Source organism: Pedobacter panaciterrae (genome assembly GCF_013204795.1).
GTDB lineage: Bacteria > Bacteroidota > Bacteroidia > Sphingobacteriales > Sphingobacteriaceae > Pedobacter > Pedobacter panaciterrae.
Genome location: NZ_JABMKW010000016.1, coordinates 83,451 through 106,611 on the forward strand (window position 1 = coordinate 83,451; position 23,161 = coordinate 106,611).

Annotated in this window: 29 protein-coding genes; 6 read left to right on the forward strand and 23 right to left on the reverse strand. The window is 39.4% G+C overall.

Features of this window, described 5'->3' with window-relative positions:
• Positions 1 to 22: 22 nt before the first annotated feature.
• The 5 genes from HQN86_RS08285 to HQN86_RS08305 form a co-directional block, all read right to left on the reverse strand.
• On the reverse strand, positions 23 to 367 hold the full coding sequence (locus HQN86_RS08285; protein WP_172660544.1) for a heavy-metal-associated domain-containing protein: 345 nt from the start codon (positions 365 to 367) through the stop codon (positions 23 to 25).
• Positions 368 to 467: 100 nt separating this feature from the next.
• Positions 468 to 866 carry an HYC_CC_PP family protein gene (locus tag HQN86_RS08290; RefSeq protein ID WP_172660545.1) on the reverse strand — a complete coding sequence of 133 codons (399 nt, stop codon included), beginning with the start codon at positions 864 to 866 and terminating at the stop codon, positions 468 to 470.
• Between the two features lie 84 nt (positions 867 to 950).
• Complete coding sequence (gene rfbD, locus HQN86_RS08295) at positions 951 to 1,817, reverse strand: dTDP-4-dehydrorhamnose reductase (RefSeq protein ID WP_172660546.1); 867 nt, start codon at positions 1,815 to 1,817, stop codon at positions 951 to 953.
• 80 nt (positions 1,818 to 1,897) lie between these two features.
• Positions 1,898 to 2,443, reverse strand: coding sequence for a GNAT family N-acetyltransferase (locus HQN86_RS08300; RefSeq protein WP_172660547.1), 546 nt, complete (start codon positions 2,441 to 2,443; stop codon positions 1,898 to 1,900).
• Positions 2,444 to 2,454: 11 nt separating this feature from the next.
• Complete coding sequence (locus HQN86_RS08305; RefSeq protein WP_172660548.1) at positions 2,455 to 2,865, reverse strand: DUF1801 domain-containing protein; 411 nt, start codon at positions 2,863 to 2,865, stop codon at positions 2,455 to 2,457.
• A 91-nt stretch (positions 2,866 to 2,956) separates the two neighbouring features.
• Here HQN86_RS08305 and HQN86_RS08310 point away from each other — a divergent pair, with 91 nt between their 5' ends.
• Positions 2,957 to 3,430 (forward strand): VOC family protein, encoded by a 474-nt coding sequence (locus HQN86_RS08310; protein ID WP_172660549.1) that lies wholly within the window; start codon positions 2,957 to 2,959, stop codon positions 3,428 to 3,430.
• A 63-nt stretch (positions 3,431 to 3,493) separates the two neighbouring features.
• Here HQN86_RS08310 and HQN86_RS08315 read toward each other — a convergent pair whose 3' ends face one another.
• From HQN86_RS08315 to HQN86_RS08340, 6 genes are all read right to left on the reverse strand, one after another.
• Entirely contained in the window at positions 3,494 to 4,144 is a 651-nt protein-coding gene (locus tag HQN86_RS08315) for an NADPH-dependent F420 reductase (RefSeq protein WP_172660550.1), read from the reverse strand.
• A gap of 101 nt (positions 4,145 to 4,245) precedes the next feature.
• Positions 4,246 to 4,854, reverse strand: a complete 609-nt coding sequence (locus tag HQN86_RS08320; protein ID WP_172660551.1) for a Crp/Fnr family transcriptional regulator — start codon at positions 4,852 to 4,854, stop codon at positions 4,246 to 4,248.
• 22 nt (positions 4,855 to 4,876) lie between these two features.
• Positions 4,877 to 5,335: a hypothetical protein gene (locus HQN86_RS08325; RefSeq protein ID WP_172660552.1), complete on the reverse strand. Its 459-nt coding sequence runs from the start codon at positions 5,333 to 5,335 to the stop codon at positions 4,877 to 4,879.
• Positions 5,336 to 5,422: 87 nt separating this feature from the next.
• Positions 5,423 to 5,581 carry a hypothetical protein gene (locus HQN86_RS08330; protein WP_161662271.1) on the reverse strand — a complete coding sequence of 53 codons (159 nt, stop codon included), beginning with the start codon at positions 5,579 to 5,581 and terminating at the stop codon, positions 5,423 to 5,425.
• 122 nt (positions 5,582 to 5,703) lie between these two features.
• Entirely contained in the window at positions 5,704 to 6,066 is a 363-nt protein-coding gene (locus HQN86_RS08335) for a VOC family protein (RefSeq protein ID WP_172660553.1), read from the reverse strand.
• 81 nt (positions 6,067 to 6,147) lie between these two features.
• A complete protein-coding gene (locus HQN86_RS08340; protein ID WP_172660554.1) occupies positions 6,148 to 6,885 on the reverse strand; it encodes a DUF6597 domain-containing transcriptional factor in 738 nt (245 codons plus the stop codon).
• A 203-nt stretch (positions 6,886 to 7,088) separates the two neighbouring features.
• Between HQN86_RS08340 and HQN86_RS08345 the strand changes: the two genes are divergently transcribed.
• Positions 7,089 to 7,733 carry a dihydrofolate reductase family protein gene (locus HQN86_RS08345; protein WP_172660555.1) on the forward strand — a complete coding sequence of 215 codons (645 nt, stop codon included), beginning with the start codon at positions 7,089 to 7,091 and terminating at the stop codon, positions 7,731 to 7,733.
• Between the two features lie 53 nt (positions 7,734 to 7,786).
• Here the strand turns inward: HQN86_RS08345 and rsgA are convergent, their stop codons facing one another.
• On the reverse strand, positions 7,787 to 8,839 hold the full coding sequence (rsgA, locus tag HQN86_RS08350; protein WP_172660556.1) for a ribosome small subunit-dependent GTPase A: 1,053 nt from the start codon (positions 8,837 to 8,839) through the stop codon (positions 7,787 to 7,789).
• Between the two features lie 352 nt (positions 8,840 to 9,191).
• On the opposite strand from rsgA, the gene HQN86_RS08355 reads away from it, so the two are divergent.
• Positions 9,192 to 10,391 carry a PQQ-dependent sugar dehydrogenase gene (locus tag HQN86_RS08355; protein ID WP_246269517.1) on the forward strand — a complete coding sequence of 400 codons (1,200 nt, stop codon included), beginning with the start codon at positions 9,192 to 9,194 and terminating at the stop codon, positions 10,389 to 10,391.
• A gap of 336 nt (positions 10,392 to 10,727) precedes the next feature.
• Here the strand turns inward: HQN86_RS08355 and HQN86_RS08360 are convergent, their stop codons facing one another.
• From HQN86_RS08360 to HQN86_RS08370, 3 genes are all read right to left on the reverse strand, one after another.
• Positions 10,728 to 11,117 carry a hypothetical protein gene (locus HQN86_RS08360; protein WP_172660557.1) on the reverse strand — a complete coding sequence of 130 codons (390 nt, stop codon included), beginning with the start codon at positions 11,115 to 11,117 and terminating at the stop codon, positions 10,728 to 10,730.
• 15 nt (positions 11,118 to 11,132) lie between these two features.
• Entirely contained in the window at positions 11,133 to 11,645 is a 513-nt protein-coding gene (locus HQN86_RS08365; protein ID WP_172660558.1) for a hypothetical protein, read from the reverse strand.
• Between the two features lie 92 nt (positions 11,646 to 11,737).
• Entirely contained in the window at positions 11,738 to 12,415 is a 678-nt protein-coding gene (locus HQN86_RS08370) for a Crp/Fnr family transcriptional regulator (RefSeq protein WP_317171673.1), read from the reverse strand.
• Between the two features lie 81 nt (positions 12,416 to 12,496).
• Between HQN86_RS08370 and HQN86_RS08375 the strand changes: the two genes are divergently transcribed.
• Positions 12,497 to 13,174, forward strand: coding sequence for a hypothetical protein (locus HQN86_RS08375; RefSeq protein ID WP_216854364.1), 678 nt, complete (start codon positions 12,497 to 12,499; stop codon positions 13,172 to 13,174).
• A 142-nt stretch (positions 13,175 to 13,316) separates the two neighbouring features.
• On the opposite strand, the gene HQN86_RS08380 is transcribed toward HQN86_RS08375, so the two are convergent.
• Complete coding sequence (locus HQN86_RS08380) at positions 13,317 to 14,189, reverse strand: helix-turn-helix domain-containing protein (protein ID WP_172660559.1); 873 nt, start codon at positions 14,187 to 14,189, stop codon at positions 13,317 to 13,319.
• 115 nt (positions 14,190 to 14,304) lie between these two features.
• Positions 14,305 to 15,213, reverse strand: a complete 909-nt coding sequence (locus HQN86_RS08385; protein ID WP_172660560.1) for an alpha/beta fold hydrolase — start codon at positions 15,211 to 15,213, stop codon at positions 14,305 to 14,307.
• A 359-nt stretch (positions 15,214 to 15,572) separates the two neighbouring features.
• Here HQN86_RS08385 and HQN86_RS08390 point away from each other — a divergent pair, with 359 nt between their 5' ends.
• Positions 15,573 to 16,367 carry an SDR family oxidoreductase gene (locus HQN86_RS08390; RefSeq protein ID WP_172660561.1) on the forward strand — a complete coding sequence of 265 codons (795 nt, stop codon included), beginning with the start codon at positions 15,573 to 15,575 and terminating at the stop codon, positions 16,365 to 16,367.
• Positions 16,368 to 16,468: 101 nt separating this feature from the next.
• Here the strand turns inward: HQN86_RS08390 and HQN86_RS08395 are convergent, their stop codons facing one another.
• Positions 16,469 to 16,834, reverse strand: a complete 366-nt coding sequence (locus tag HQN86_RS08395) for a winged helix-turn-helix transcriptional regulator (RefSeq protein WP_090779212.1) — start codon at positions 16,832 to 16,834, stop codon at positions 16,469 to 16,471.
• Positions 16,835 to 16,970: 136 nt separating this feature from the next.
• On the opposite strand from HQN86_RS08395, the gene HQN86_RS08400 reads away from it, so the two are divergent.
• Positions 16,971 to 17,294 carry a nuclear transport factor 2 family protein gene (locus HQN86_RS08400; RefSeq protein WP_172660562.1) on the forward strand — a complete coding sequence of 108 codons (324 nt, stop codon included), beginning with the start codon at positions 16,971 to 16,973 and terminating at the stop codon, positions 17,292 to 17,294.
• Between the two features lie 341 nt (positions 17,295 to 17,635).
• Here HQN86_RS08400 and HQN86_RS08405 read toward each other — a convergent pair whose 3' ends face one another.
• From HQN86_RS08405 to HQN86_RS08425, 5 genes are all read right to left on the reverse strand, one after another.
• Positions 17,636 to 18,115: a hypothetical protein gene (locus tag HQN86_RS08405; protein WP_172660563.1), complete on the reverse strand. Its 480-nt coding sequence runs from the start codon at positions 18,113 to 18,115 to the stop codon at positions 17,636 to 17,638.
• Positions 18,116 to 18,118: 3 nt separating this feature from the next.
• Positions 18,119 to 18,283 carry a hypothetical protein gene (locus HQN86_RS08410; RefSeq protein ID WP_157247259.1) on the reverse strand — a complete coding sequence of 55 codons (165 nt, stop codon included), beginning with the start codon at positions 18,281 to 18,283 and terminating at the stop codon, positions 18,119 to 18,121.
• Between the two features lie 534 nt (positions 18,284 to 18,817).
• The gene (locus HQN86_RS08415) at positions 18,818 to 20,233 is read right to left on the reverse strand and encodes a M16 family metallopeptidase (protein WP_172660564.1); all 1,416 of its coding nucleotides are present in this window, start codon (positions 20,231 to 20,233) and stop codon (positions 18,818 to 18,820) included.
• A gap of 2 nt (positions 20,234 to 20,235) precedes the next feature.
• Positions 20,236 to 21,549 carry a M16 family metallopeptidase gene (locus HQN86_RS08420; protein ID WP_172660565.1) on the reverse strand — a complete coding sequence of 438 codons (1,314 nt, stop codon included), beginning with the start codon at positions 21,547 to 21,549 and terminating at the stop codon, positions 20,236 to 20,238.
• A gap of 441 nt (positions 21,550 to 21,990) precedes the next feature.
• Positions 21,991 to 23,148, reverse strand: coding sequence for an alpha/beta hydrolase family protein (locus HQN86_RS08425; RefSeq protein ID WP_172660566.1), 1,158 nt, complete (start codon positions 23,146 to 23,148; stop codon positions 21,991 to 21,993).
• Positions 23,149 to 23,161 lie beyond the last annotated feature (13 nt).

Sequence of the window (23,161 nt, forward strand, 5' to 3'; positions counted from 1 at the left end):
ATAATAACCCTCTTTCTTTTAGTTATTTTTTGTCTGTACTTTTTCTATCGTATTGGCAGCATGAAGGTAGTTTGCTATAATTTTCTTGTTTGGCAGTAACCTTTTGCGTGTCGTGCCCAACTGCGGCAATTTTTTGTTGAATACCTTCAGTTGTAATCTTGGCACTATCGTAGCTTACCGTTAATATTTTAGATTTTACATCCCATACAGCTGTGTTAACACCTTCAGTTTTAAGGGCAGTTTCAATGCGTTTTTTACACATTCCACAGTTTCCAGATACATTGATTTTTTCGGTTTTAGATTGTGCAAATACAGCACTACCAAGGAAAGTCAAGCCGACTACCAAAAGAGATCTTAATGAGTTCATCTTAATAAGTTTTAAAGAAAATGGTATAAAAAAATTTGGGGTTACAGTAATGCTGCAACCAGGGCACGAATGTGCCAGGCATTAGAAAAGAAAGAGGGTATTATATTCTGTAGGTACAGTTTTTTAGGTAGACAGGAACTTGCTGTCTATTAGGTGGTGCATTGCTTAATGCTTCCCTTATAATTTTAACAGGCACCGGGGCCTGATAATTAACAAATAATTCGGGTAATATAATGGCTACAGATGGCTGATCGAATTTATAAACCGCTTGGTTTACTTTTTGAGAACTCTCAACCTTTACTTCGTGCTTAACATCTTTACAGCATGATTTCTTTTTAGATTCTGCCAAAGGCATTTTACAGAAATCACATAATTTGCCGGATTTTTTTGTCATGCTCCAGCTTACCAGCTTGTCCATGCAATAATGAAAGTGCACAGCTGCTCCACTGGAAACACCCAAATAGAAAATGGCAAGTATGGTAAGCAGTGTTCTTTTCATTACGGATCAAAGATTGGAAAAAGAACGGAAAAATATTTATATAATTCCGTTCTTTTTTTATATCATGGTTTATTTAGCACATGCTTAGGCTTTATCCAGTACAGATAATTGCTCAATACACTTAATCAAACTGTCTCTCCAATAAGGTACTTCGATTCCAAAAGTTGCTTTTATCTTCGTTTTGTCCATTACAGAGAACTTAGGTCGGCTAGCTCTTGTCGGATAAGCAGAAGTAGGAATCGGGCTAACTTTTACCTGTGTATTACTGATATCAAAAATACCTTTAGCAAAATCAAACCACGAGATTGATCCTTCATTGCTATAATGATACACCCCATATTCCGTTTTGCCAGAAGCAATAACATCCAAAATTGCACCGGCCAAATCAATAGCATAAGTTGGCGAGCCAATCTGATCCGCAATGATATTTAACTCATCGCGGTCCGCTCCTAGTTTCAACATTGTTTTCACAAAATTATTTGCATACTCAGAATATAGCCAGCTGGTGCGAATAATGTAATGTTCTTTAAGATTATCTATAATATCTGTTTCGCCTTCAAGCTTAGTTAAGCCATATATGCTAATGGGTTCTGCTAAATCATCTTCCTTTAGTAATTCTGGAATGGCTCCTTCAAAAACAAAGTCTGTTGAAACGTGAACTAATTTAGCACCAAACTCTTTACAAAGCAAAGCGATATTTAATGCCCCCTGCTTGTTTATTAATCTGCACAGATCTACATCATCTTCAGCTTTATCAACAGCCGTATAAGCAGCACAATTGATTACGTATGCTGGTTTTTTCTCGGCAAACAAAGCCTTTAGTTTCTCAACATCAAGGATGTTTGCGACACTTTCGTCCGGGAAATCTAATGTGTCGATATTTCTATTTGAGGCAACTGCCTTAAGGCATTGCCCTAGTTGTCCTGAGGCTCCTAATACTAGTGTTTTCAATATAAAATTGAGTTATGTGGTTAGCTATTACTTTTTTCAAAAATAACATTATAATGGAAAACTCACGCTTAAATCATTTATTAGGCATCCATCTTCCATTCGTGATGGAGCATGGAATATAAAACCAGGTCTAAGAATTTACCATTCACCTTTTCGGATTGCCTTAAAACCCCTTCTTGCTGAAAACCCAGTTTGCGTGGAATTGCCTGACTTTTCAAATTCAAAGTAGCTGCTTTAATCTCAATACGATGTAATGCCAGTTCCTTAAAACCATAATCAATTAATGCTTTACAAGACCGGATCATAATACCTCGGCCTTGTGCACTTTCTGCCAGCCAGTAGCCAATTGCTCCACTTTGATTAAAAACATTCAAATAATGCAAACCAATTCTGCCTACTGGTTGATTATCAAGCATAATCACAAAGCTAACTTCAAGACCCTGTTCATAAAGCTGCTCACATTTCCTGATGTACGCTATAAGATCTCCTACAGACTGCATGTTGGGTACCCAAGGTAAAAACTCAGATAGTTGCGCCCGACTGCTGTTTATCGCTTCCAATAAACCTTCTGCATGCTTCACGGCTGTTTGTTCCAGTGTGATATTTTGATCAATCGTTATTATCATTTCTTCTAACCTTATTTATTTTTCATATGCGCCACTGATTGATCTATCATCTTGGTTAATACTTGTATATTAACATCTGCCAGTTTTTTAATATAAATACAGCCTTTCCCTGTTTTATGTTTACCCAATTGCAGCAGCAAGTTTTCTTTATCTTCAAAATCACAAGCAACATACAAAACAATAGCAGTACTTCTCGGAGAAAATCCGATTAGAGGGGCATCTCCCTCATGACCACTGGCATATTTATAATGATAGCTACCAAAGCCTACGATTGAGGTTCCCCACATCGAAGGTTCATATCCTGTCTGTTTTTCCATCAATGCGGCGATCAGATAACAATCTTTTCGCTTTAAAGGGTCTGCCACTTTTTCCAGGAAATCACGGACATCCAGATTTGTGGCAACAGTTTTATTCTTAGCCATAGATGAAATTAATAAATATTATGAAAACCAGGTGAACTTTAAATTTGTTTCCATACAAGATCATCATTGGAATTATTTTAAATCAACAAATATGAAAAAGATAAGACCCTGTTTGTGGTTAGACCATAATGTTAAAGAGGCAATTGACTTTTACACCTCAGTATTTAAAAACTCAAAAGTCCTTAATGCCAGCTATTATCCAAAAGACGCACCTGGTTTTGGCGGTGAAATACTGGCTGTCGATATGGAAATAGAAGATCAACAGTTTATACTATTAAATGGAGGTCCACAGTTCAAATTTAACGAGTCAGTCTCTTTTTCTATTGAGGCCAATACACAGGAAGAAATTGACTACTACTGGAAAAGCCTTGTAGCTGGAGGTGGTGAAACATCACAGTGTGGATGGTTAAAAGATAAATTTGGTTTGTCGTGGCAGGTATCGCCTGCTATACTAGGGGAATTATTACAAGATAAAGATGTAGAAAAGGCCCAACGCGTAATGCAAGTTATGATGAAGATGACCAAGATCATTATCAAAGATTTGGAAGACGCCGCAAAGGGGTAATTTATCTAATTATCTAACTATCCACATCTGGCATACTAAGGACCAGATGTGGGTAGTTCAAGATTAGATTTTGGCTTTTGCCTCCGATGCCGTAACAGTTTTTCCCAATGCACCGAATTCGTGAAGATCACCGAATACCTCGATACGAATTGACTGATTGATTGCCCCTACCCGAACCGGATCAAATCCATTGTCCTTAATTAATTCTTCTACATCAGCATCGATGTTTGTATCATCTGTTGCATAAAACAATACTGATTTTTCTGGAGATTGATAAGCGGCTCCGCTAAGCGAAGCAGCACCCAATGTTCCTAACGCTTTCGCCAATTTTGCATTTTTAGGTAACGCTATTGCATTAATTTCGCCGGCAGATTGGTTCTGATCAATGATTTTATTAAACCCACCGTTTCCATCTGGCGCAATAGGATTGGATGGATCAACAATGATTTTGCCTTCCAGGTCACCTGAATATTCTGAGATAAATGGCTTAATCGCGCCAAATGGAATAGCCAAAACCACAATATTGGCGTCTTTTACCGCCGATGCAATATCACTTGGCACAGCAGACTTACCTAATTTAGCAGCTAATTCTTCTGCTTTCTCTACATTTCTGTCGGCTACAATGAAAGCTTTGTTTGCTTTTGAAAGGTTGGCAGCAACTGCCTGGCCAATGTTTCCTAAGCCGATTACGGCTACTTTTGATGTATTTGTCATTGTTATTTCTTTTAAAGTTTATATTAAATTGATAACACAAAATTGCATCAGAAAGAGCTCACATGCCAATGAACTGCATCAAGAAATAGTATTGATCTGGTTTAAGATTTTGGCTTTACAAGCTTGTTACGGAGTCTGCTTAAAAATTCAGGAGTAATCCCTATAAATGATGCGATTTGCACCTGAGGTAGGCGATTATTTAAGTGGGAATAATCTTGCATAAACGACAGATAACGTTCTTCGGCAGTAGAACTGATGTTTTGTAATAGTCGCTTTTGCAGTGAAACAAAGCTGTTTTCGATCAGCACTCTGAATATCAGATTGAATTTTGGCCCCTTTGTATATAAGTTGATGAGGTCATTATAACTTATATGAAGTACCATTGTATCCTCAATTGCGTCTATATTAAGTTCTGACGGTTCTTTTCCATGGAAACTACCAATATCCATTAGCCACCAATTTTCTGTCGCAAACTGTATAATGTGAGTATTTCCTTTATCGTCAATTTTATACATCCGCAAACACCCCCGTACTACAAAGTTAAAACTAGAGCAAACATCCCCCTCCTGTAAAACGTACTGTCTTTTTCTGTATAACCGAGGTTTAAATAGTTCAGCTACAAGTTGTTTTTCTTCGCTGCTTAAAGGGATTAACCGATTAAAGTATTCAAGTAATGGAGCTACGGAGGTGTACAAAATGTTTTCTTTCATCGGATTTTCCAGTCTAGTAAGCCTATGGTGTCAATCCACCTTCATCAATCGTGATCAGTCTGCGGAATTTTGCGGGCGTATTAACCGGCGCGTCGGCAGGGTAGCTAGTGTAATTCAGTTTAAGGATGTCGCCAGTAATACTAAAGGTGGCATTTTCGTAGAGTGTGTAATTCGTAGGGGTTCGTTGAACTGGTTTTCCTTGTTCCTGCTCCAGCTTTTCGGTAGTAGTTATCTTTAATCTGTCGCCTTGGATCTGGTAAGATCCGATGAACTGACTGCTACTTCCATCATTAAGGACAATATTAAGAAAAAAGCTATTGTCTTTGGTAAAATTGAGAGATCGCTTCAATCCGTTCAGGTCCATTTCCTCCCAGTTTCCCTTAATAAGATTTTCGGGATTTACATTCCTGTCTTTTTTACAAGAGAAAAAGCTAAGGGAAAATAAAAGTAATACTGAAATTGCGGATGTAGGGTTTTTCATAATCAAAAGTTTCTGGTTTGTATTAGAGTTTACGAATACATTAGCCGAAACGCTACAATATTAATTTAATCCTCATAAACCATCACGCTACTCATTAGCTTCAATATCATGATCAAGTAAGGCATTTTTATAACCAAGTGAATAATTAATGGCACCCCATGCGGTTAGCATGGTAATAATATCTTCTTCCTTTAATGGGCCTGTAATTTGGTTTTTACAAAACTCCAGGTATTCTGTTTCAGTCATAATCTCTACAGTTCTCTATACAAATTAAAATAGAAAAACTTCCCATATGGGAAGTTTTTCTTAGTACTCACAAATGTACTATTATCGAGGAAATTTAATGAGTTAGTATTCTAATATTTCGTTTATTCAGACCAAACTGCCAACTCATTACCATCCGGATCAATAAATTGAAAGCGTCTACCGCCTGGGAAACTGAAAATATCTTGTGATATTATACCGCCGGCCTTAATAATTTTTTCTCTGGTCGTTTCAATATCCTTTGAATAAAGGATAACTAATATGCTTCCTTTTACAGGCCTGCCCGAAGTAAAGCCACCATCAATATAATCGCCTTCAAAAGCGGTGTAATTGGTACCAAAGTCGGTAAAAGTCCAATTGAAACATTCTGTATAAAACCTTTTAACAAGTTGAATATCTTTAGAGAGAAACTCTATGTATTGGATTTGTTCATGCTTAAGTTTGTTCTGTACTGATCTATTGCCCATAATGTCTGTAGATTTCTTTAGATTATAGATGCAAATGTAGTTGACAATACTGATCCATACTTTGGAAAAATGCGACAAATTTTATAGTTCGTTAGGTGTAACGCCCGTGTAACTCTTTATAGCATTGGCCAAATGCGCATGATCGTAATAACCATGTTCAAAGGCAATCTCCGACATGCTTTTCTTTGATGATTTTTTCTGGATAGCAGCGTGCACAAACTGAAAGCGGGTTATATTAATAAATTCTTTTGGACTGATTCCCACATGCTGCTTGAAATGACGTTCCAGCTGTCTTACAGTAGTAAAATGCCGATTTGTCAATTCAACCACACTGATGATGCCTTTGTGTTTTTTAATGTCAGCTATAACAGGCATCAGTATAGGTGCTGGATGTGGTTTAAGCTTTTTAATAAAAAACTGATTAAGATATCCGATAGATTCCGTTATAACCCGATTGAAGTCGGGCGAAAGTTCTTTGTCAAGTGTTATAGTACTGTCGGTTGCCTCGTGCAGCGAGCCGAATTTATAGAAAGCAGAAAAGGCAGAAGGTTTGAAGCGTACTCCCAAAAGTTTTGTTTCCGTTTTCAGCTCAGTCATTTTGAAATGTCTCATAGTCCCCACCAAACAGATTTCTCCATTTTTAATATTGAATTGTCCATTGTCAGTCTTACAATCCTCGCCCAGATTTAAGATGATATCAACACAACCATCAGGTAAGATCTTTTCGAACACCGCGCTTCTTTCGTCGTTCGTTGTAGTCCAAAACGCATCAATATAATCAGCTATTGCCGGATGGGGCTTAGTTTCCTTATAGTTCATCACTTAATTGATTAATCAAATTTGGAGAAAATATCTTAAAAAAATTAGTATCCATAGGAACACTTGTCGCATTCTGCCCTTATTTAGTCGTATAGACACCACCAAAAATTAATTTTTCTAGCGAAATTTGTATTATAAAAAGAGATCGGCAGGCATATAAATTAACTCAAGACCTTAAAAACCAATTGAAAATGAATCTAAATATGAGTAAAGTAAAAGTTGCATGTTTTTCTATTTCCCTGGATGGATTTGGTGCAGGCGCCAAACAAGATCTAACTAATCCTTTGGGACTAAGAGGTGAGGAACTTCACAACTGGATTTTTCCAACAAAAGTGTTTCGGAAGATGGGAGGTAAAAATGACGGAACTGAAGGCACAGATAATGAATTCGTAGAGAAGTCATTCGAGAACATGGGAGCTTGGATACTGGGGCGGAATATGTTCGGACCCGTTCGTGGAGCATGGCCAGATGATGAATGGAAGGGTTGGTGGGGCGAGGAACCACCTTACCATGTTCCAGTATTTGTTTTAACGCATCATGCTAGAAAACCAGTGACCATGAAAGGAGGAACAACGTTTTATTTTATTACCGATGGCATCGAATCTGCGTTGAAAGAGGCAAAAAAAGTAGCGAACGGAAAAGACATTCGTATTGGTGGTGGGGTTTCAACGATAAGGCAATATCTGCAAGCGGGCCATATTGATGAACTTCATTTAGCAATTTCACCTGTCTTCTTAGGTTCAGGGGAACACTTATTCTCAGGAATGGATATGGCAGCGCTGGGCTATAATCAAGTGCAAAAAGTGGCTGGAGAGAACGCGACACACATTATTATAAAGAAAGGATAGCCAGACAGGTGCTCCATTATTAGATGGAACACCTGTACTGAATAATAGGACGATCAACGTTTTTTTATTCTCTTAGCTTCATCTGAAACTCTAGCAAAATATTTATCTCTTTTGCGTTTTTCATGTTCAGAAGTAGAAAAATACCAAGATTCTTTTCGCAATTTGAGGTAACTGTTGTACACTTCAAATTTTAAAAGACCGTTGTTTACAGCTTCAACAACTGCACAGCCAGGTTCATCGACGTGCGTACAGTTCTCAAAACGACAGGATTCCGCGAAATCAGAAATATCGAATATATCTGCGAGTGCCTCAGGATTATCTGACGCTAAACCAAATTCTCTTACGCCCGGCGTATCTATTAGAATACCACTATCATCCATCAGAACCATTTCTCTTCTAGTTGAGGTATGCCGACCTTTACCTGAAGATTTGCTTATTTCAGATGTGGGAAGTACTGTCCGTTCACATAATACATTGATTAAAGAACTTTTCCCAACCCCTGATGATCCTACAAATACAATCGATTCTCCTTGCCTGATAAATTTTCGCACAGGGAGTATTGTCTCGGGAGAAAGAATACTTGTGAAAAATATTGGTATTTGCCGGGCAATATGTTTCAGCGACTCATCTACTTGATGGCGACTAAACTCCAAGTCAGATTTAGTGAGTATCAATACTGGTTGAATATTTTCTTCTAATACCTGAACCATAAAACGCTCCGTTCGGCGAACACTGAAATTGGCATCAAGGCTTTGTACAATAAATACCTTATCAACATGGGATGCGATAGCTTGCCTGTCGGATATTGTACCACTCTTTTTCCGAAACAGCGTATGTTTACGCGGTAAAACATCAACGATTATTCCTTTATTATCGTCAAAAGGTTGAAAAATAATCCAATCGCCTGTACACGGAAGTTCAAATAATGACCTTCCATAAAGCAAATTGCCGGTTAGTTCGCACAACAGCAGACCACCTTCGGTAATAACCTCATAATTTGTTTTGTTTACTGCAGAAACACGACCATGAAAAAGATGTTTGTATTGTGATGTTTGTTTGAGTTGGAATAGACTGTCGTTCCAACCATATAATGATAAGTTATTCACTACTTATAATTTAAAATGATGAAATAAAATTGCTTAATTATCTATCATCCGAATGCTTTGCCCCATACAAAACACCTTTGGTAATACAGAAACTACCAAACATGCAATTTTAGAAACAAGACACCCGGAATCAGGCAATCATTCCAATCGCTAAACTATAATATGTGAATAGTTGTCTTTGCATAAGACACGAAGGTACAAAAAACTAATTCAATGCCTTAATTCTAATTGTAAAACTAAAAATTTTATGATTTCAAGCCCCCCTCTGTTGTGACTAGTGTAAAAAACACGTTGTATTCAAACATTAAGCTCATAAGGTTGTAACTTACCTGACATTAATCCAAATTGCATTATGTTTTCGAAAATTTATAAACCATTAACCCTGGGCGTTGCCCTTCTATCGTTAAATGCATCCAGCATGGCACAAACCGGTAAGCCGGTTGAAAAAAACAAGGCTAATAGCGAGTATAAACCTGCTTTCGCAGGGCAAACCCGTATCGGCAGCGTTAAAACCAAAACTCCGTATACCGCAAAAGTCATAAGCACTGAGCTAAAGGGCCCCTGGGGCATGCATGCTTTACCCGACGGCCGTTTACTGATAAGCAGTAAGCCGGGGACTATGCAAATATTGACAACTGCCGGTAAAATTGATAAAACCATTACCGGTTTCCCGGAAGTGCAATTTCAGGGACAAGGTGGTTTGCTTGATGTGAACATTGATCCTGATTTTACTAAAAACCGCATGATTTACTGGACCTATGCGCAACCGGGCGAGGGGGCTACCTTAGCCGTAGCTAAAGGAAAATTATCGGCCGATGAAACAAAGCTGGAAAACGTGAGCGTGATATTTGAAGCCAGTCCGCGTTTTAAAGGTGCCGGTCAGTTTGGTTCACGTTTGGTGTTTGATAAACAAGGCAATATTTTCATCAGCTCTGGTGACCGTCAATCTAATGATATTCGCGCTAAGGCGCAGGACCTAAGCGCAACCACCGGTAAAATTATCCATATTACTAAAGACGGCAAACCTGTTGCCAGTAACCCGTTTATAGGCCAGGCGAATGCCAAGCCAGAGATATATGCCTATGGCTTTCGTAACCCAGATGGTTTGTCCATTAACCCCGTTAATGGTGACCTATGGGAGACAGAATTTGGACCACGTGGTGGCGACGAGATTAACTTAATTAAACCAGGCGGCAACTACGGGTGGCCTTACGTAACTTACGGCATTGAATACAGTGGTGAAAAGGTCTATGATGGTATACAACAAAAAGAAGGTACGGTACAGCCAGTTTACTATTGGGATCCCGTTATCTCGCCAGGCTGCATGATGTTTTACACTGGTAACATCGCTGAGTGGAAAAATAACCTATTTGTAGGGGCACTCAGTGGACAACACATCATTCGTTTGGTGATAAAAAACAACAAAGTTGTGGGTGAAGAACGTTTGCTTTCCGATAAAAATGAACGCTGGCGCTGCATAGCCACCGGTAAAGATGGTGCTATTTATGCAGCAACGGACAGTGGTAAATTATACAAGCTAGCTAAGCAATAATTGTATCAACATCAGTCATACGAAAATTTCACCAGGGGTACCTGAGGTTAACCTGGGTGACATTTAACTAAAATGCCTGTAAATATTGATTTACAGGCGTTTTATTATTATCCCAGCACTTTTACTCCAATAATTTATTTATTTTTTTCCGAGACTCTGGATTTTCTTGTATGGATAAGACTTTATAAGTTCATACCCCCGTGCCGTTTATCATATTTTCAGATGGGGAAACCTTATAACCAAACCGTTTTGAAACTTCCTAATAACCTTCTAATGACGTTTATCGAATTTATTTACTAAATCTATCGTAGGATCTGTAAAGTCTCTAAAAGAAATTTAAAAAACTATAGCCGGAGCAGATTTAGAGAAACTTCCTGAAGCATCAGCCACTGCATCAATTGGTACTCCTACCTGACTGCCTCCTCTCTTGACTACAATTGTTACTTTTTGACCGGCTACTCCTCCATTTCCTGATATTGCGACAATGGCTGCAGCTACATTTGTAGCGTAAGTAATTTCTTTTGTCCATGGAAGCGATGCGACCGGATCATTTGCCGTACCACCTGTAGCAGTCGTATATGACACCATCAGTGTTGGTCCCGAAAAAGCTCCTGTGATCTCATAACGCACTGTGCGCGAGTTATTATCAGGCTTTTTATCTGAATTCTTCTTGCAGGCAACAAAAACTGCGACTACCATTAGTAGTGTAAAAATTGACTTTTTCATAAAGTATGTTTTTAATTAAAATTTAAGTGCTATTCCAATTCTGGCATTGGTACTGCCTATAGCGCCAAGCTCAGTGAATGCGCCAAGGTTATTGCTGAAGAAGTATTTGCCTCCTACGTATGCGCCCAGAAACAGTCCGCTTCCGTAACTATCGCCCAGGTCTTCACCATTGTCTTTCCAGGAAAAACTTCTGTAGCCAAGGGTTGGCCCTCCGTATAAATCTATCTTGTTATTGTTAATTTTTAATAATTGATTAACATGATAAGACGCTCTTAAGCCAAAGTAAATGGCCGTAAATTTGAGGGACAGGTATTCATTTGAGAGGTAGTCTGCATTTGCACCAATGCTGATACTACCTGTAATTCCCTGCTCATAAGAAAGACCGACAGGTATGCCTCCGTCATAAGAGGAGTTTACGCCAATACCGATATTGAGTAATTGATTTCCTTTTTTAAAGGCACCATTCTCTTGGGCGAACAATGTTGTGGTCGTAAAAAATACCAGGATAAGGATGTTAGCAATTTTCATTTTTATCATTTTTAATAGTTCTATGCAAACATAAAAATGATAAAAGCCTAAACTCGTTACCTTAAGTTAAGAAACGATTTGGTGTCGTAAATTTAAGAGGCTTTTCTAACCAGTCTCTTTCTCATTCTACTTAAAGATTGCGGAGTGATACCCAAATAACTCGCTAAATGGTACTGAGGAATTCTTTGAGCCAAATCCGGCCTTATTTCTAGCAAATTCAAATAGCGTTGTTCTGGTGTAGAAATCTTAAAATTATCAAACGCTATTTGACTTTTTGAGTGTAAATCTTCGGAAACAAGACGACACAGTTTTTCTAAGACAGGGTATTTTACAAAAAGTTCTTCATCTGTTTCTGAACTCGCTACAATCAAAATAGAGTCCTCAAGACAATCAACATAATATTCAGATGGGGTATGGTTTAATGCGCCTGGGGGGTTAAAGGTTTCAGACTCGGTATAAAAAGCAGTAGTCTTTTCTTCAGTATCAACTATATAATAGCACCTAATGCATCCTTGAAGCACAAAATAGGCATCCTTTGAGAGTTGACCCTCTTTCAATAAAATTGTTCCTTTCCTAAAACTTTTAAAAATGGCTAACTCTAAAATAACATTTTGCTCCTCTTCAGACAGGATTACATATCTCGCTAAAAAATTTAACAGGATTTGATCCATTTTATCATTATTCAACTGCATATTTCTAATATTTAGGCGATAGGTATCAAATTTAATATTTCTTGTTGGTTTATTATTAGCCGTAAAAAATTGTTTCACATAAAAAACTATGAGAGTGTTAAATCTTCAAGAACTAAATACCCTAAGTAAGGTTCATTTCTTAACTTAAGTGAACGAGTTATGCCAACTCGCCAATCTACCTTTGCTTATCGTTTAACAACTAATATACTTATGCAAAAGAAAATTTTATGTTTCGCCCTGACTTTAATGACGGCAAGCGCCCTACAAGTAAAAGCCCAATATTCCAAACAAGACAGCACTTATAGAAAGTATTTCATAGGCAGCACCTTATTTATGATAGCTAATGTAGTAGCTGATAATAATCCGCCTGGTATGGCTTATCTGAACTTAGGTTACCGCATTACAGGAAAGGATGTAATTTCACTAGAGCTAAAAACTTGGAAATATGGCTGGCCAATTGGCATTCCTTACGGAAAATCATTTGAAGCAGAAGGAGAAGGGTTTCCAGGTCATATTCGTGAATACGGGGTTTCACTTAATTATCAAAGGTTTTTATGGAATCGTCTTTTCGCTCAAGTTGACGTGATGCCAGCTTGGCAAAGCTTTGTAAATGATAACGGTAATAAGATTGACAATGGCTTTCAAATATTTAACACCTATTCCATTGGTTATCACATTAAACTTTTCAAGGACAGGCTTTTTTTTCAACCTTCAATAGCAATAACTCACCGCCCTTATCAATCAAAAATGCCTGATTCGTTTAAAAAGGTTGACGATAGATGGTCAAAATTCTTCTTCGGGCAGCCGGGATTGCATTTTGGATATAATTTCAATTGAAGTACCATAATGAACTCCAGATTCAACTGCCTCCTTCCGATGCCATTAAACAGTTAACAATAAAATTAACAGAAAAAACGCTGCCGCAACGCCTAGTAAGACCTCTCTATTTTTAGTTGATCACATACAAGATCATTGACGATTAAGCCTGTTTTGGTTCATGTAAATTTAGGTATTTAGACCTGAAGCTAGATGGCGGTTCACCGGTCTTGATAAAAAATAGTCTACTGAAATAGGCAGGATCTTCATAACCCAGCGCGTAGGCAATCTCCTTTGCAGTTCTGTCGGTATGTACAAGTAATCTTTTTGCTTCTAGAATAATCCTGTTCTTGATGATTTCGTTCGGCTGAGGAAGGTTAAGTCGCTTGAATCTATGGGTAAGGGTTTTTGGGGCTATCATCAGCAGGTCGGCGTAGTCGGCAACATTATGCTTTTCCTTAAAGTTCACTTCGACTAATTGGGTAAATTTCCTAAAGAACTCAAGGTCATTGTTCGATCTGGCGGCCATCGCTCCTTCTAGGTGTTGCACCTTCCATAATCGGGTAGACTTGATCAAAAGCTGCTTAAGATAAGTCCTGATCATTTCCTCCAGCGATCCATCCTTGAGTTCAAATTCATCCTCGATCCGAGAAAACAGGTACTCAATAAATGTGGCATCCTGCTCGGGTATCACCGTCATCGGCATATTGCTAATGTTATTGAACAAGAATCCATCGCAGGCAACTTCCTCATCATGTAACTGTATGCAATAAAAGTCGCGGTTATAGAACACAAAAAGGCCGGGTTGCTCACCCAATTTCTCAATGCTCAGTACCTGATTTGGACTGATAAAGAAAAGCGTTGAACCAGTAGTAATGTAAACATTGAAGTCCACTTTTATCTCAAATCCTTCATTAAGATAAAGCACCTTGATATAGGATTTGTAAGTGTCGGAATTGATGGCTTCAATATTTTCTAGATCAACATTTACCATGCCGATGGTTTTAAGATTCGCATCAAAAATGCTCTGTTTCATAATTGGGCTAATCAAATGGATTAAAAAATAAAATTACCATTCTTGATGATGATTTCAAGATTGGTTAAAACGAAAATTACCTGCAAGTATTTAAACCAACAGGCAACTTTCATTATTATTTTTTCGCAAACTGCTCAAGCTCCGAGTTAAATTTGTCCATCTCTTCTACAAAAAGTGCATGCCCGCTGTTCTCGAATTTTACGATATAGGAGTTTTTTAAGCCTTTATTTAATTGCTCAGCCAGCGTAAAATCAATTAGTTGATCTTTTGTGCCCTGAAATATGGCTACAGGGATCGTGATGTTCTTAAGCACCGGACGCAAATCAAGATCACCAAGTGCACTGATAGATTCAGTAACAACATAAGGACTTGCAGACAGATTGATATTCTCCAACCATTTATCTACATTTTTTGGAAGAGTAGTGCCTTTTGCCGCGAATGCTGCTCCTAATCCTGCTATCAGGTCTTCTCTGCTTGTCATGGTTTGTTTAATCAGTCCCGCAGCGCCTTCCTCGGATATTCCGTAGTTGTAATCTGCACGTTGCTTCCAAGATGGAGCCGCTGCCGCAAACAGCGCTAGTTTGCTTACATGTGCTGATTTATATTTGTTCACATAGTGGATAGTAACTGCTCCGCCCATAGAAAAACCACCCAGCACAGCCTTCTCTATTTTTAAGGTATGAAGAACGGCATAAATGTCATCTGAAAAAACATCGAAATTGTACTTTCCATAAGGTTTATCAGATTTACCGAAACCACGCAATGAAATGCCGATCACCCTGAAACCCTTCCTTACCAAATACTGATATTGATATTGGTACATTTCATCGCTAAGTGGCCATCCGTGAATCAATACAATTGGTTGTCCTTCGCCAAGATCAGTTACGTGAAGTTTTACACCTGGCTCAACTTCGATATATTCCGTCCTTCCGGCTGAAGCTGGGATTCTTTTGCTTTGTGAAAAAGCGAACTGGCTTGTTAATAAAGTCATGATTAGACTTGCGGTTAAGATTAGATTTTTCATTGCTATTTTTTTAAATTAATGTTTGAAATATTTGTTGTTTGTTTACATTACAAAGATGGGGAGAATGCCAGCCTCATGAAATGGACAAACGGACAACAGTCTTGTACATTTTTCCCATAGTATAGATTTATAGAGCCCATACTAAATCATCATCAAGAAGCAATTGGACTTTTAGCCCACATGCCATCTAGCACAAAACCATTCCTCGCACTACATAAGGTAAATATATAGGGTACATTTAATCATCGCAATTACGGAAATGCGAATTGCATAGGGATAAATTTTACGCTATCCGAATCGTAATACCGTACTTGTAGGAAACTGTAGTATACCTGAATTTTGTATAATATATATATACAATGGAAAAGGAATTTAATTTCAATAGCGAACTATCCGGCAAGATTGCCATGGTAACAGGTGGAACCAAAGGCACCGGAAAAGCAATTGCCGAAAGGCTACTGGCAGCCGGGGCAAATGTAATCATCACCGCAAGAAACAGGACTGAAGAGCCCAATGAAAAGCTGTATTATATTTCGGCAGACCTCAGCAGTCCCGATGGAACGGCAAAAGTAGTAACAGAGGTATTATCAAAGTTTGGCGGGCTCGATATCCTGATCAATAACCTTGGTGGTTCGGAAACTCCGGCGGGTGGTTTCGCTAATTTAACAGATGAACACTGGGAAGAAACATTGCAGACCAATCTTTTAGCACCAGTAAGATTAGACAGGGCATTTTTGCCGCAAATGATTAAACAAAAAACCGGTGTGATTATTCACATCGCATCCATTCAGGGGAAACTTCCGTTATATGAAAGCACACTACCCTATGCGGCTGCCAAGGCCGGACTGATCAATTACAGTAAGGGACTTTCTAAAGAGGTTACCCCAAAAGGAGTTCGAATTCTAACAGTTTCTCCGGGCTGGATCATGACTGACGGCTCAAAGAGAATGATGGAACGCATATCGAAGAGCGAAGCAATTTCGATAGAACAGGCCACACAAAGTGTAATGAATGCACTTGGTGGCATTCCATACGGCAGACCAGCAATGCCTGAAGAAGTTGCTGAATTTGTCGGGTTTCTTGTTTCACCAAGGGCAAGCTATCTTACCGGAACCGAATTTGTTATTGATGGAGGCACCATCCCAACCGTTTAAAAAATTACAACAATACCAGCCTGGGTTGCATTTGGGATGAATTTAAAATGCTGACCGAAATCAACTTGGGCTTAATTCAGCTAATCCTCACTCTGAAAAAATCAGGCCAACTGTGGATATCCTTTCAAAATCACACGTTTCAAACTGTCCTGATACTCATCTCCCCAATTCCCAATAGCGGCGATTACCGGTATCAAGGTTTTGCCAAACTCAGTAAGTGAATACTCTACCTTTGGTGGCATCACCGGATAGATTGTTCTGATAACCAATTCATGTTCCTCGAGTTCCTTTAGCTGAATATTGATTACCCTACGACTTGCATCCGGTATTTTGCGTTGCAGCTCGCTCGGACGCAAGTAACCCTCGTTGATAAACCACAACAACCGCATTTTCCATTTGCCATAAAGTACCTCTCCAACTAAATCGAGGCCACAGTTTAAATTGGGAAAAGTTTTTTTCTCGTACATCTAACAAAGATACATGTAGGTCATTAATGAAACAATACGGATAAATTTTTCCGTATTCGAATCGTAATCCCCTACTTGTGCGTGCCGCTAGTACCACCGAAATTTGTACAACAATAAGTAATTTAAAATAAATATCATGAACTTACCAAAATTAATAACAGACCTAGTTGAAGCGCAAAACAGCCATGATGCTGCAGCTTATTCCTCACTTTTTTCAGAAAACGCCGAAGTATTCGACGAAGGAAAAAACCATATTGGAAGAACAGCAATTCAAAAATGGATTGAAAATTCGAACCAACAGTATCAAGCTACTTTAAAACCGATTAGTTATAAGGAAGCTGAAAAGGGGTCGGTATTTACAGCAGAGATTTCCGGAACATTTCCAGGTAGCCCGGTCATTCTTAACTTTAACCTCGTTCTTCAGCAGGGTTTAATTCAATCGCTTAAGATTACTGGCTAATGCCAAACATCCAGCGACCATAAAATCGTAGGGATTCTGTTGCAACTCCAGGAGAAGGTATGGAACGAACCGTTATTAATCCGTTGGAATTTCCGGGTTTCCCAAACTAATCTGCTATTCCGAATCACCAGACTGAACCATTAGCAAGAATATTTAGAACAAGGATGACATAGAAAAAAAACAATGATTTTTTCATAAGAAACCGTACTTTGATTTGTTCAAAGTACGGTTGTACTCCAAAACATATCGTTAACTAAGGCTTTCAAAGAGGACATAAAAAAATGTGCCCGTCTTTATGATTTCCCAACCGATTTTTAAAATCAAAAACAGATTGTGTCGAATTAAAAATCGTCTCGCAACTTTCGTATTTGTTCAAGTGCCGCTACGTCAATCTGATCTTTTGGGCGATTAACAATCTTCTTATTCTCAATTAATTGATTAATATGCAAAAAAGGAACATTTACGTTATCAATATCCGCAATAGAGGCCATTTCCAAACATTCGTCAAAGGTATATCCTTCAAGCCCCTTCATTTCAATGAGTATATCTAAACGGAGACCATTGTTAAGGTGAAAATCTGTCCAGCCAAGTATAAATTGCATAGTTTCGATCAGTGGATAATCCCCCATATCACATTTTACAAATGCTTTTCTCAGTTGCTTTCTATTTTCTAAGGTGTCTTTTAGCCAAATATCTAAGTCACCTGTAAAACGCTGGTAGCCGTGTAAATTGGTGGCATAACCACCGACCATAATATATTGCACATTATACTCTTGAAGTGCTCTCCAAAAATTTAGTATCTCTTCATCAAAGATGTCCACGAATTATTTACTGATAAATGGTTTATGTGATATAGAAGCCTTACTCATGGTCTGTTGTATTTTATACAAACGCGTAGCCATTTCAAAACGTTCTTTATAGCTTCGTTTCAGACCCTCTTTTAAAAGTTCCAATTCGGCCTGATCAAATGTTTGTTTCCTTTTGTCCATGAAATGTTGACCTTAAAACTATATCAAATTTACATAAAATGCTTGTCATTAACAAGAGGGGTTGCAGACATTAATCTACAGCCCCTTTAATAATTTTCCTAAGAAACTTTAACACTACACTAACACAGTGTTAAAAAAATGTACCCATCAGCAGGAATACTTTGAACATTTAAATCGCTTTTTGTTGCTTATTGAGCACGTTATCGAGGATTTGGAGATACCTATAAATTAAAAATATAAAAAGCGCTGTTAATCTTTAAAAGTCAATATTCTATTTGTTATTCCCTTTGGTTCGTGAGTTCTTTTATTGACCTGCCCCCAATAGCTATGCCAGACCAGGTTGCTTAGCTTTCAGCTACTATTTGTACTTACAGACACGGTTCAATTCCAGCTGATGAAAAACAGGGTGATTAGATCATGTCTATTGTAGTTTCAACTTTTCACATCACTAAGCTATTCTGATAGATCGGATTGCATAAACCATTTCCAACAAATCAAGTGGAACTTTCTTATTATTCAAAATCATGATCAGTATTATTTCATTTTTATAGGCTCTGCATACCCACTAAATTCCTTGATGTTGAAACCTGACTTTTTAAGTCCGGACAAAAACATTTCGGTTTTTCCTACAATAACGACCCTGGCATTGTCATGCAAAAAGTATTTTTTGCTGACGCGAAGGACATCATCCGCAGTAACCGCATTTAATTTCTGCAGATAGGTACGATAAAAGTCCTTTGGAAGGTTGTTGATCAGGATGCTGCTTGCAAAGCCCGCACCACGGGCCGGGTTTTCCAGACCCAGTGCAAAAGAACCGTTGTATAAATTCTTTGCATCCTGGAGCATTTCTGGACTAACTTTTTTCGTACGCATCACATTGATCTCTTTTAAAATCTCTATCACAGCACTATCCACTTTCTCATTTCTCACCGAAGCCGAAGCACTGAAAGTGGACTGCAGACGTCCTGAACCTGTTTTAGAATAGGCACCATAAGTAAAGCCGTGTTTTTCCCTCAGATTTCTAAAAAGTTTGGCATCCGCCCCGCCGCCCAGAATTTGATTGGCAAGCAAAACCGCATGGTAATCGGGGCTGCCCATTGGTAAATCAATGAGATTGGTCACAGTGATCTCCGACTGAACTGCTTTCAGAACATTCACGAGGTCTACTTCCGTTTTCGCAGGGTTACTGACCCTGGTTAAAACAGGGAAGGTAAGCACAGGGCCCTTCCAGTCACCAAATGCTTTAATGGCCAGGGCCTTCGCAGCTTCCGGTTTAATATCACCAACAAAGGTTAAATAGCCTCTTGAAGGTGTCACATATTTTTTATACGCGGCTTTCACATCATCTAGGGTAATGGAATTGATGCTTTGCTCGGTTTCAAACTCGCCGTAAGGATGGTTCAGTCCAAAAGAAAGCGCATTAACCACACGCCCTGAAATCGCAGTGGCACTTCGTTCACTGGATTTCAGATTAGTAAGACTTTGTGACTTGAGCTTGTCAAATGATGCCTGCGGAAAAGACGGATTTCTCAGGGCATCAGCCATTAATAAAAAAGCGTCACCAAAATAGCGGGTCAGTGCAGATGCCTGTCCTCCACTGGCGGAAACGCCTACTTCTGCGCCCATCTGATCAACTGCCTCATCAAACTGGGCTTTTGTTTGTGTAGTGGTACCCTCATTGAGCATGCCGCCCAGTAATCCGATAACACCGGCTTTCTCACCCTCAGTGATCGGTCCTGCATCAATGCTGTAACTTGCGGAAATCTTCGGTAATTTATGATTTTCTACCACCAGAACAGTAATGCCATTTGGCAATTTATAGATCACAGGATCAGCAAATGTAATGGTTGGTGCAGGTCCTGGTTTTGGTTTCTGGCTCCTGTCTAATTTCTGTGCAGATACTGCCTGAACAAACAGGGCAGCTATGGCTAATGTAAATATCTTCTTCATGTTTATTTCTTTGGCAGGTAATAAAGTACTATACGCTGGTCTTTGCTGAGGTATTTTTTGGCGACATCCCGGATCTCTTCACGAGTGATTGATTTGATTTGTGCGAGCTGTTCATTCAGGTCGTTCGTATTCTTGTTGTGAAACGTATAGCCATTGGAAAGATTTTCAGCCACCCCGATCATTGTTGTATTGGCACTGACATAACCGTTCTCAAACTGGTTTTGCAGCTTTTTAAATTCAGATTCACTGATCAGATCAGTCTGCAGGCGAACAACCTCAGCATCGATGTCTATTAAAAGATCGTTTAAAGAAGTGTTGTTGTTGGGTAGTGCCAGTGTGATGTAAGCACCATAGTCTTCCAGCGTATAATTGAAAGCAGCAACCTGCAAAGCGGTCTTTTTCTCATCCACCATTTTCGTGCTCAGTCTTGAGCTTCCGCCACCGGACAAAATGGTACTGACCATTTCCAGCACCTTATTGTCACGGCTTTTCATTCCCGGAACACGGTAGGCTGCAAATATTGCCGGAATTTGGATATTGGCATCATAAACCGTATCTACAATTTGTCTGGCAATCGGTTTTAACTCGAAAGATCCCTTAACCACCGGCATGCCTTTTGGCACTTCGTTAAAATATTTAGCGACGAGGTCTTTGGTTTTTTCTATGTTCAGATCCCCGGCAATTGTCAGCACAGCATTATTAGGCACATAGTATTTTTTGAAAAAAGCAATAAATTCATCCAGTTTAGCAGCATCCAGATGGGCCATAGAACCGATTGGCTGCCAGCTGTACGGATGTCCTTCAAACAAATGAGTGAAGATATTTTCAGCAAATTTACCATAGGGTTTATTGTCAATGCGCAGACGTTTTTCTTCTTTAACCACTTCGTTTTGAGTCTTAACACCCACATTATCAATTTTCGGATGAAGCATACGTTCACTTTCCAGCCATAGCCCAAGTTCGAGCTGATTTGAAGGGAAAATTTCATAATAAAATGTCCTGTCCTGTGAAGTATTGGCATTGTTCTGTCCGCCATTGCTGCTGACAATCTTCATAAAATCTCCGCGCTTCATATTGTCACTGCCTTCAAACAGAAGATGTTCAAAAAAGTGGGCAAAGCCGGTTCTTTGCGGATCTTCATCCTTAGAGCCAACATGATACATTACCGAGACAGCTACCACCGGGGCTCTTTTGTCCTGGTGAAGAATTACATGCAGGCCATTGTCCAAATCATATTCGATGTATTTTATCTCCTGCGCAGTGCTGCGAAGACATAATCCCGATAACGAAAGAATCATTAAAAATTTATATCTCATTTTTTACGTTTTTTTGTTTCACTTTCTATAGATAAGCCAGGATGGCATCCACCAACCCTGGCCTCCTTATTAACTACCTATTTTTTTTACGAATAGACTCTTCATTTCCCCTTGTAGGCACCTAAATTAGGGGATTCAGGTCATGTCCGGCCAGTACAATATAATGGCCGGACGTTGGACCCATATTTTGTAGCCTGAAAATCCAGGTTCCAGTAACCCAAGACGCCGGTATTGCGTTTCAATATACTGAATTAATGGATTTTAACCTCTTCCATCTTGATGTCATGGTCATCAGCATACACTATTAACTAAAGTAAATAAGGCTGCAATTCCTAACCTCCAAACGTAACAGTTTCGCCATCCAAAATATTACCAGCAATCCCTTGTCAAGAACCAGTGTCGCCACAATGACAGTGCTTGTTGAGGCAAGGCCATAGCTTATCAAAAATTAGCCAGCCGAACCTGGTTTCCGGCCAGGATGAGCTTTGCCGAGAAGACCATAGACGGATCCTGATACTCCCGGATTGTACTGCTAATTGTTGCCAAACTTCTTTTTAGCTTCTTTCGGAACACGACCCGACCGCCAATCCTCACAGAAACAGGTTTATCAAGATCCAGGAACTGATCATTAAGGTTGAGATAGAGTTCGCTAAAGGTATTTTTGTTGATGTAAATTTCATTTCCCTTGATGCTGACATCTGCGGCCGAGCCCTTTATCTGCGCTGAAGCAGGCGCGGATAACCAATAAGACCGGTGCTGAACCCTATCATCTTCCACCCATATGACTCTTTCCGGGAATGGATTTCTTTTAAAAGAGGACATCCATGGGATCGCGATGGTATCCCTTCTGTCCATCCAGTGGGCTTTGTCGGCATATAAATGAAAATCATGAACAAAGCCTTTTGGATCAAGCCGCTGTAGGCTATCTAACTTTTGGTTGAAGGAAACGGCCAGGGTATTGCGGTGATAGGCGGTATCTCTACCCCCCATGTAAATGGAAAATGGGAGGTTACGAAGGTTGAGTGCATTGGCATCACCGGGATGTCCTGCCATCATAGAAGCCGCAGCCCAGCGGTCGGCCATGCGCGGCCCCAGCTGAAAAACACCATCCCCACCGGCAGAGTAGCCCAGAATGTATACCTTATTGGGATTCACATCTTCTAATATTACCCCATAGCGTATCAGTGAATCCAGCAGGTTATCTATATGGTCCTCGTGCCATAAATTCCAGGTATTGGTAGGTGCCAACGGCACAATAACCAAACCTTCCGGAATGTTATAGAGTGTTCGCTGGTTTTCCCACTGCTGATGGTTTACTGCGGCCGGAGCATTTCCCCCACCATGCAGGGAGATGTAAAGGCTTCGTCCGTCTGCAGGCTTTTCTCCAAATACCCTATAAGCGATAGGCATTGTGTATTTATTGAAAGCAATTACCCCTTCCGCCCACACTTTTTGTGCGGAAGGAAGTAAGCGCTGTTTTTCCAGTGCCCATTCTTTAACCGAAAGTGCTTCCGCTTCCTTTCTGCTTAGTCCCTTCTGTGCAACAGAAGTCCCGGTCATGATCAGTAAAATACCGATCCAAAGTATGTTGTGTTTCATGTGTTTCATTCGT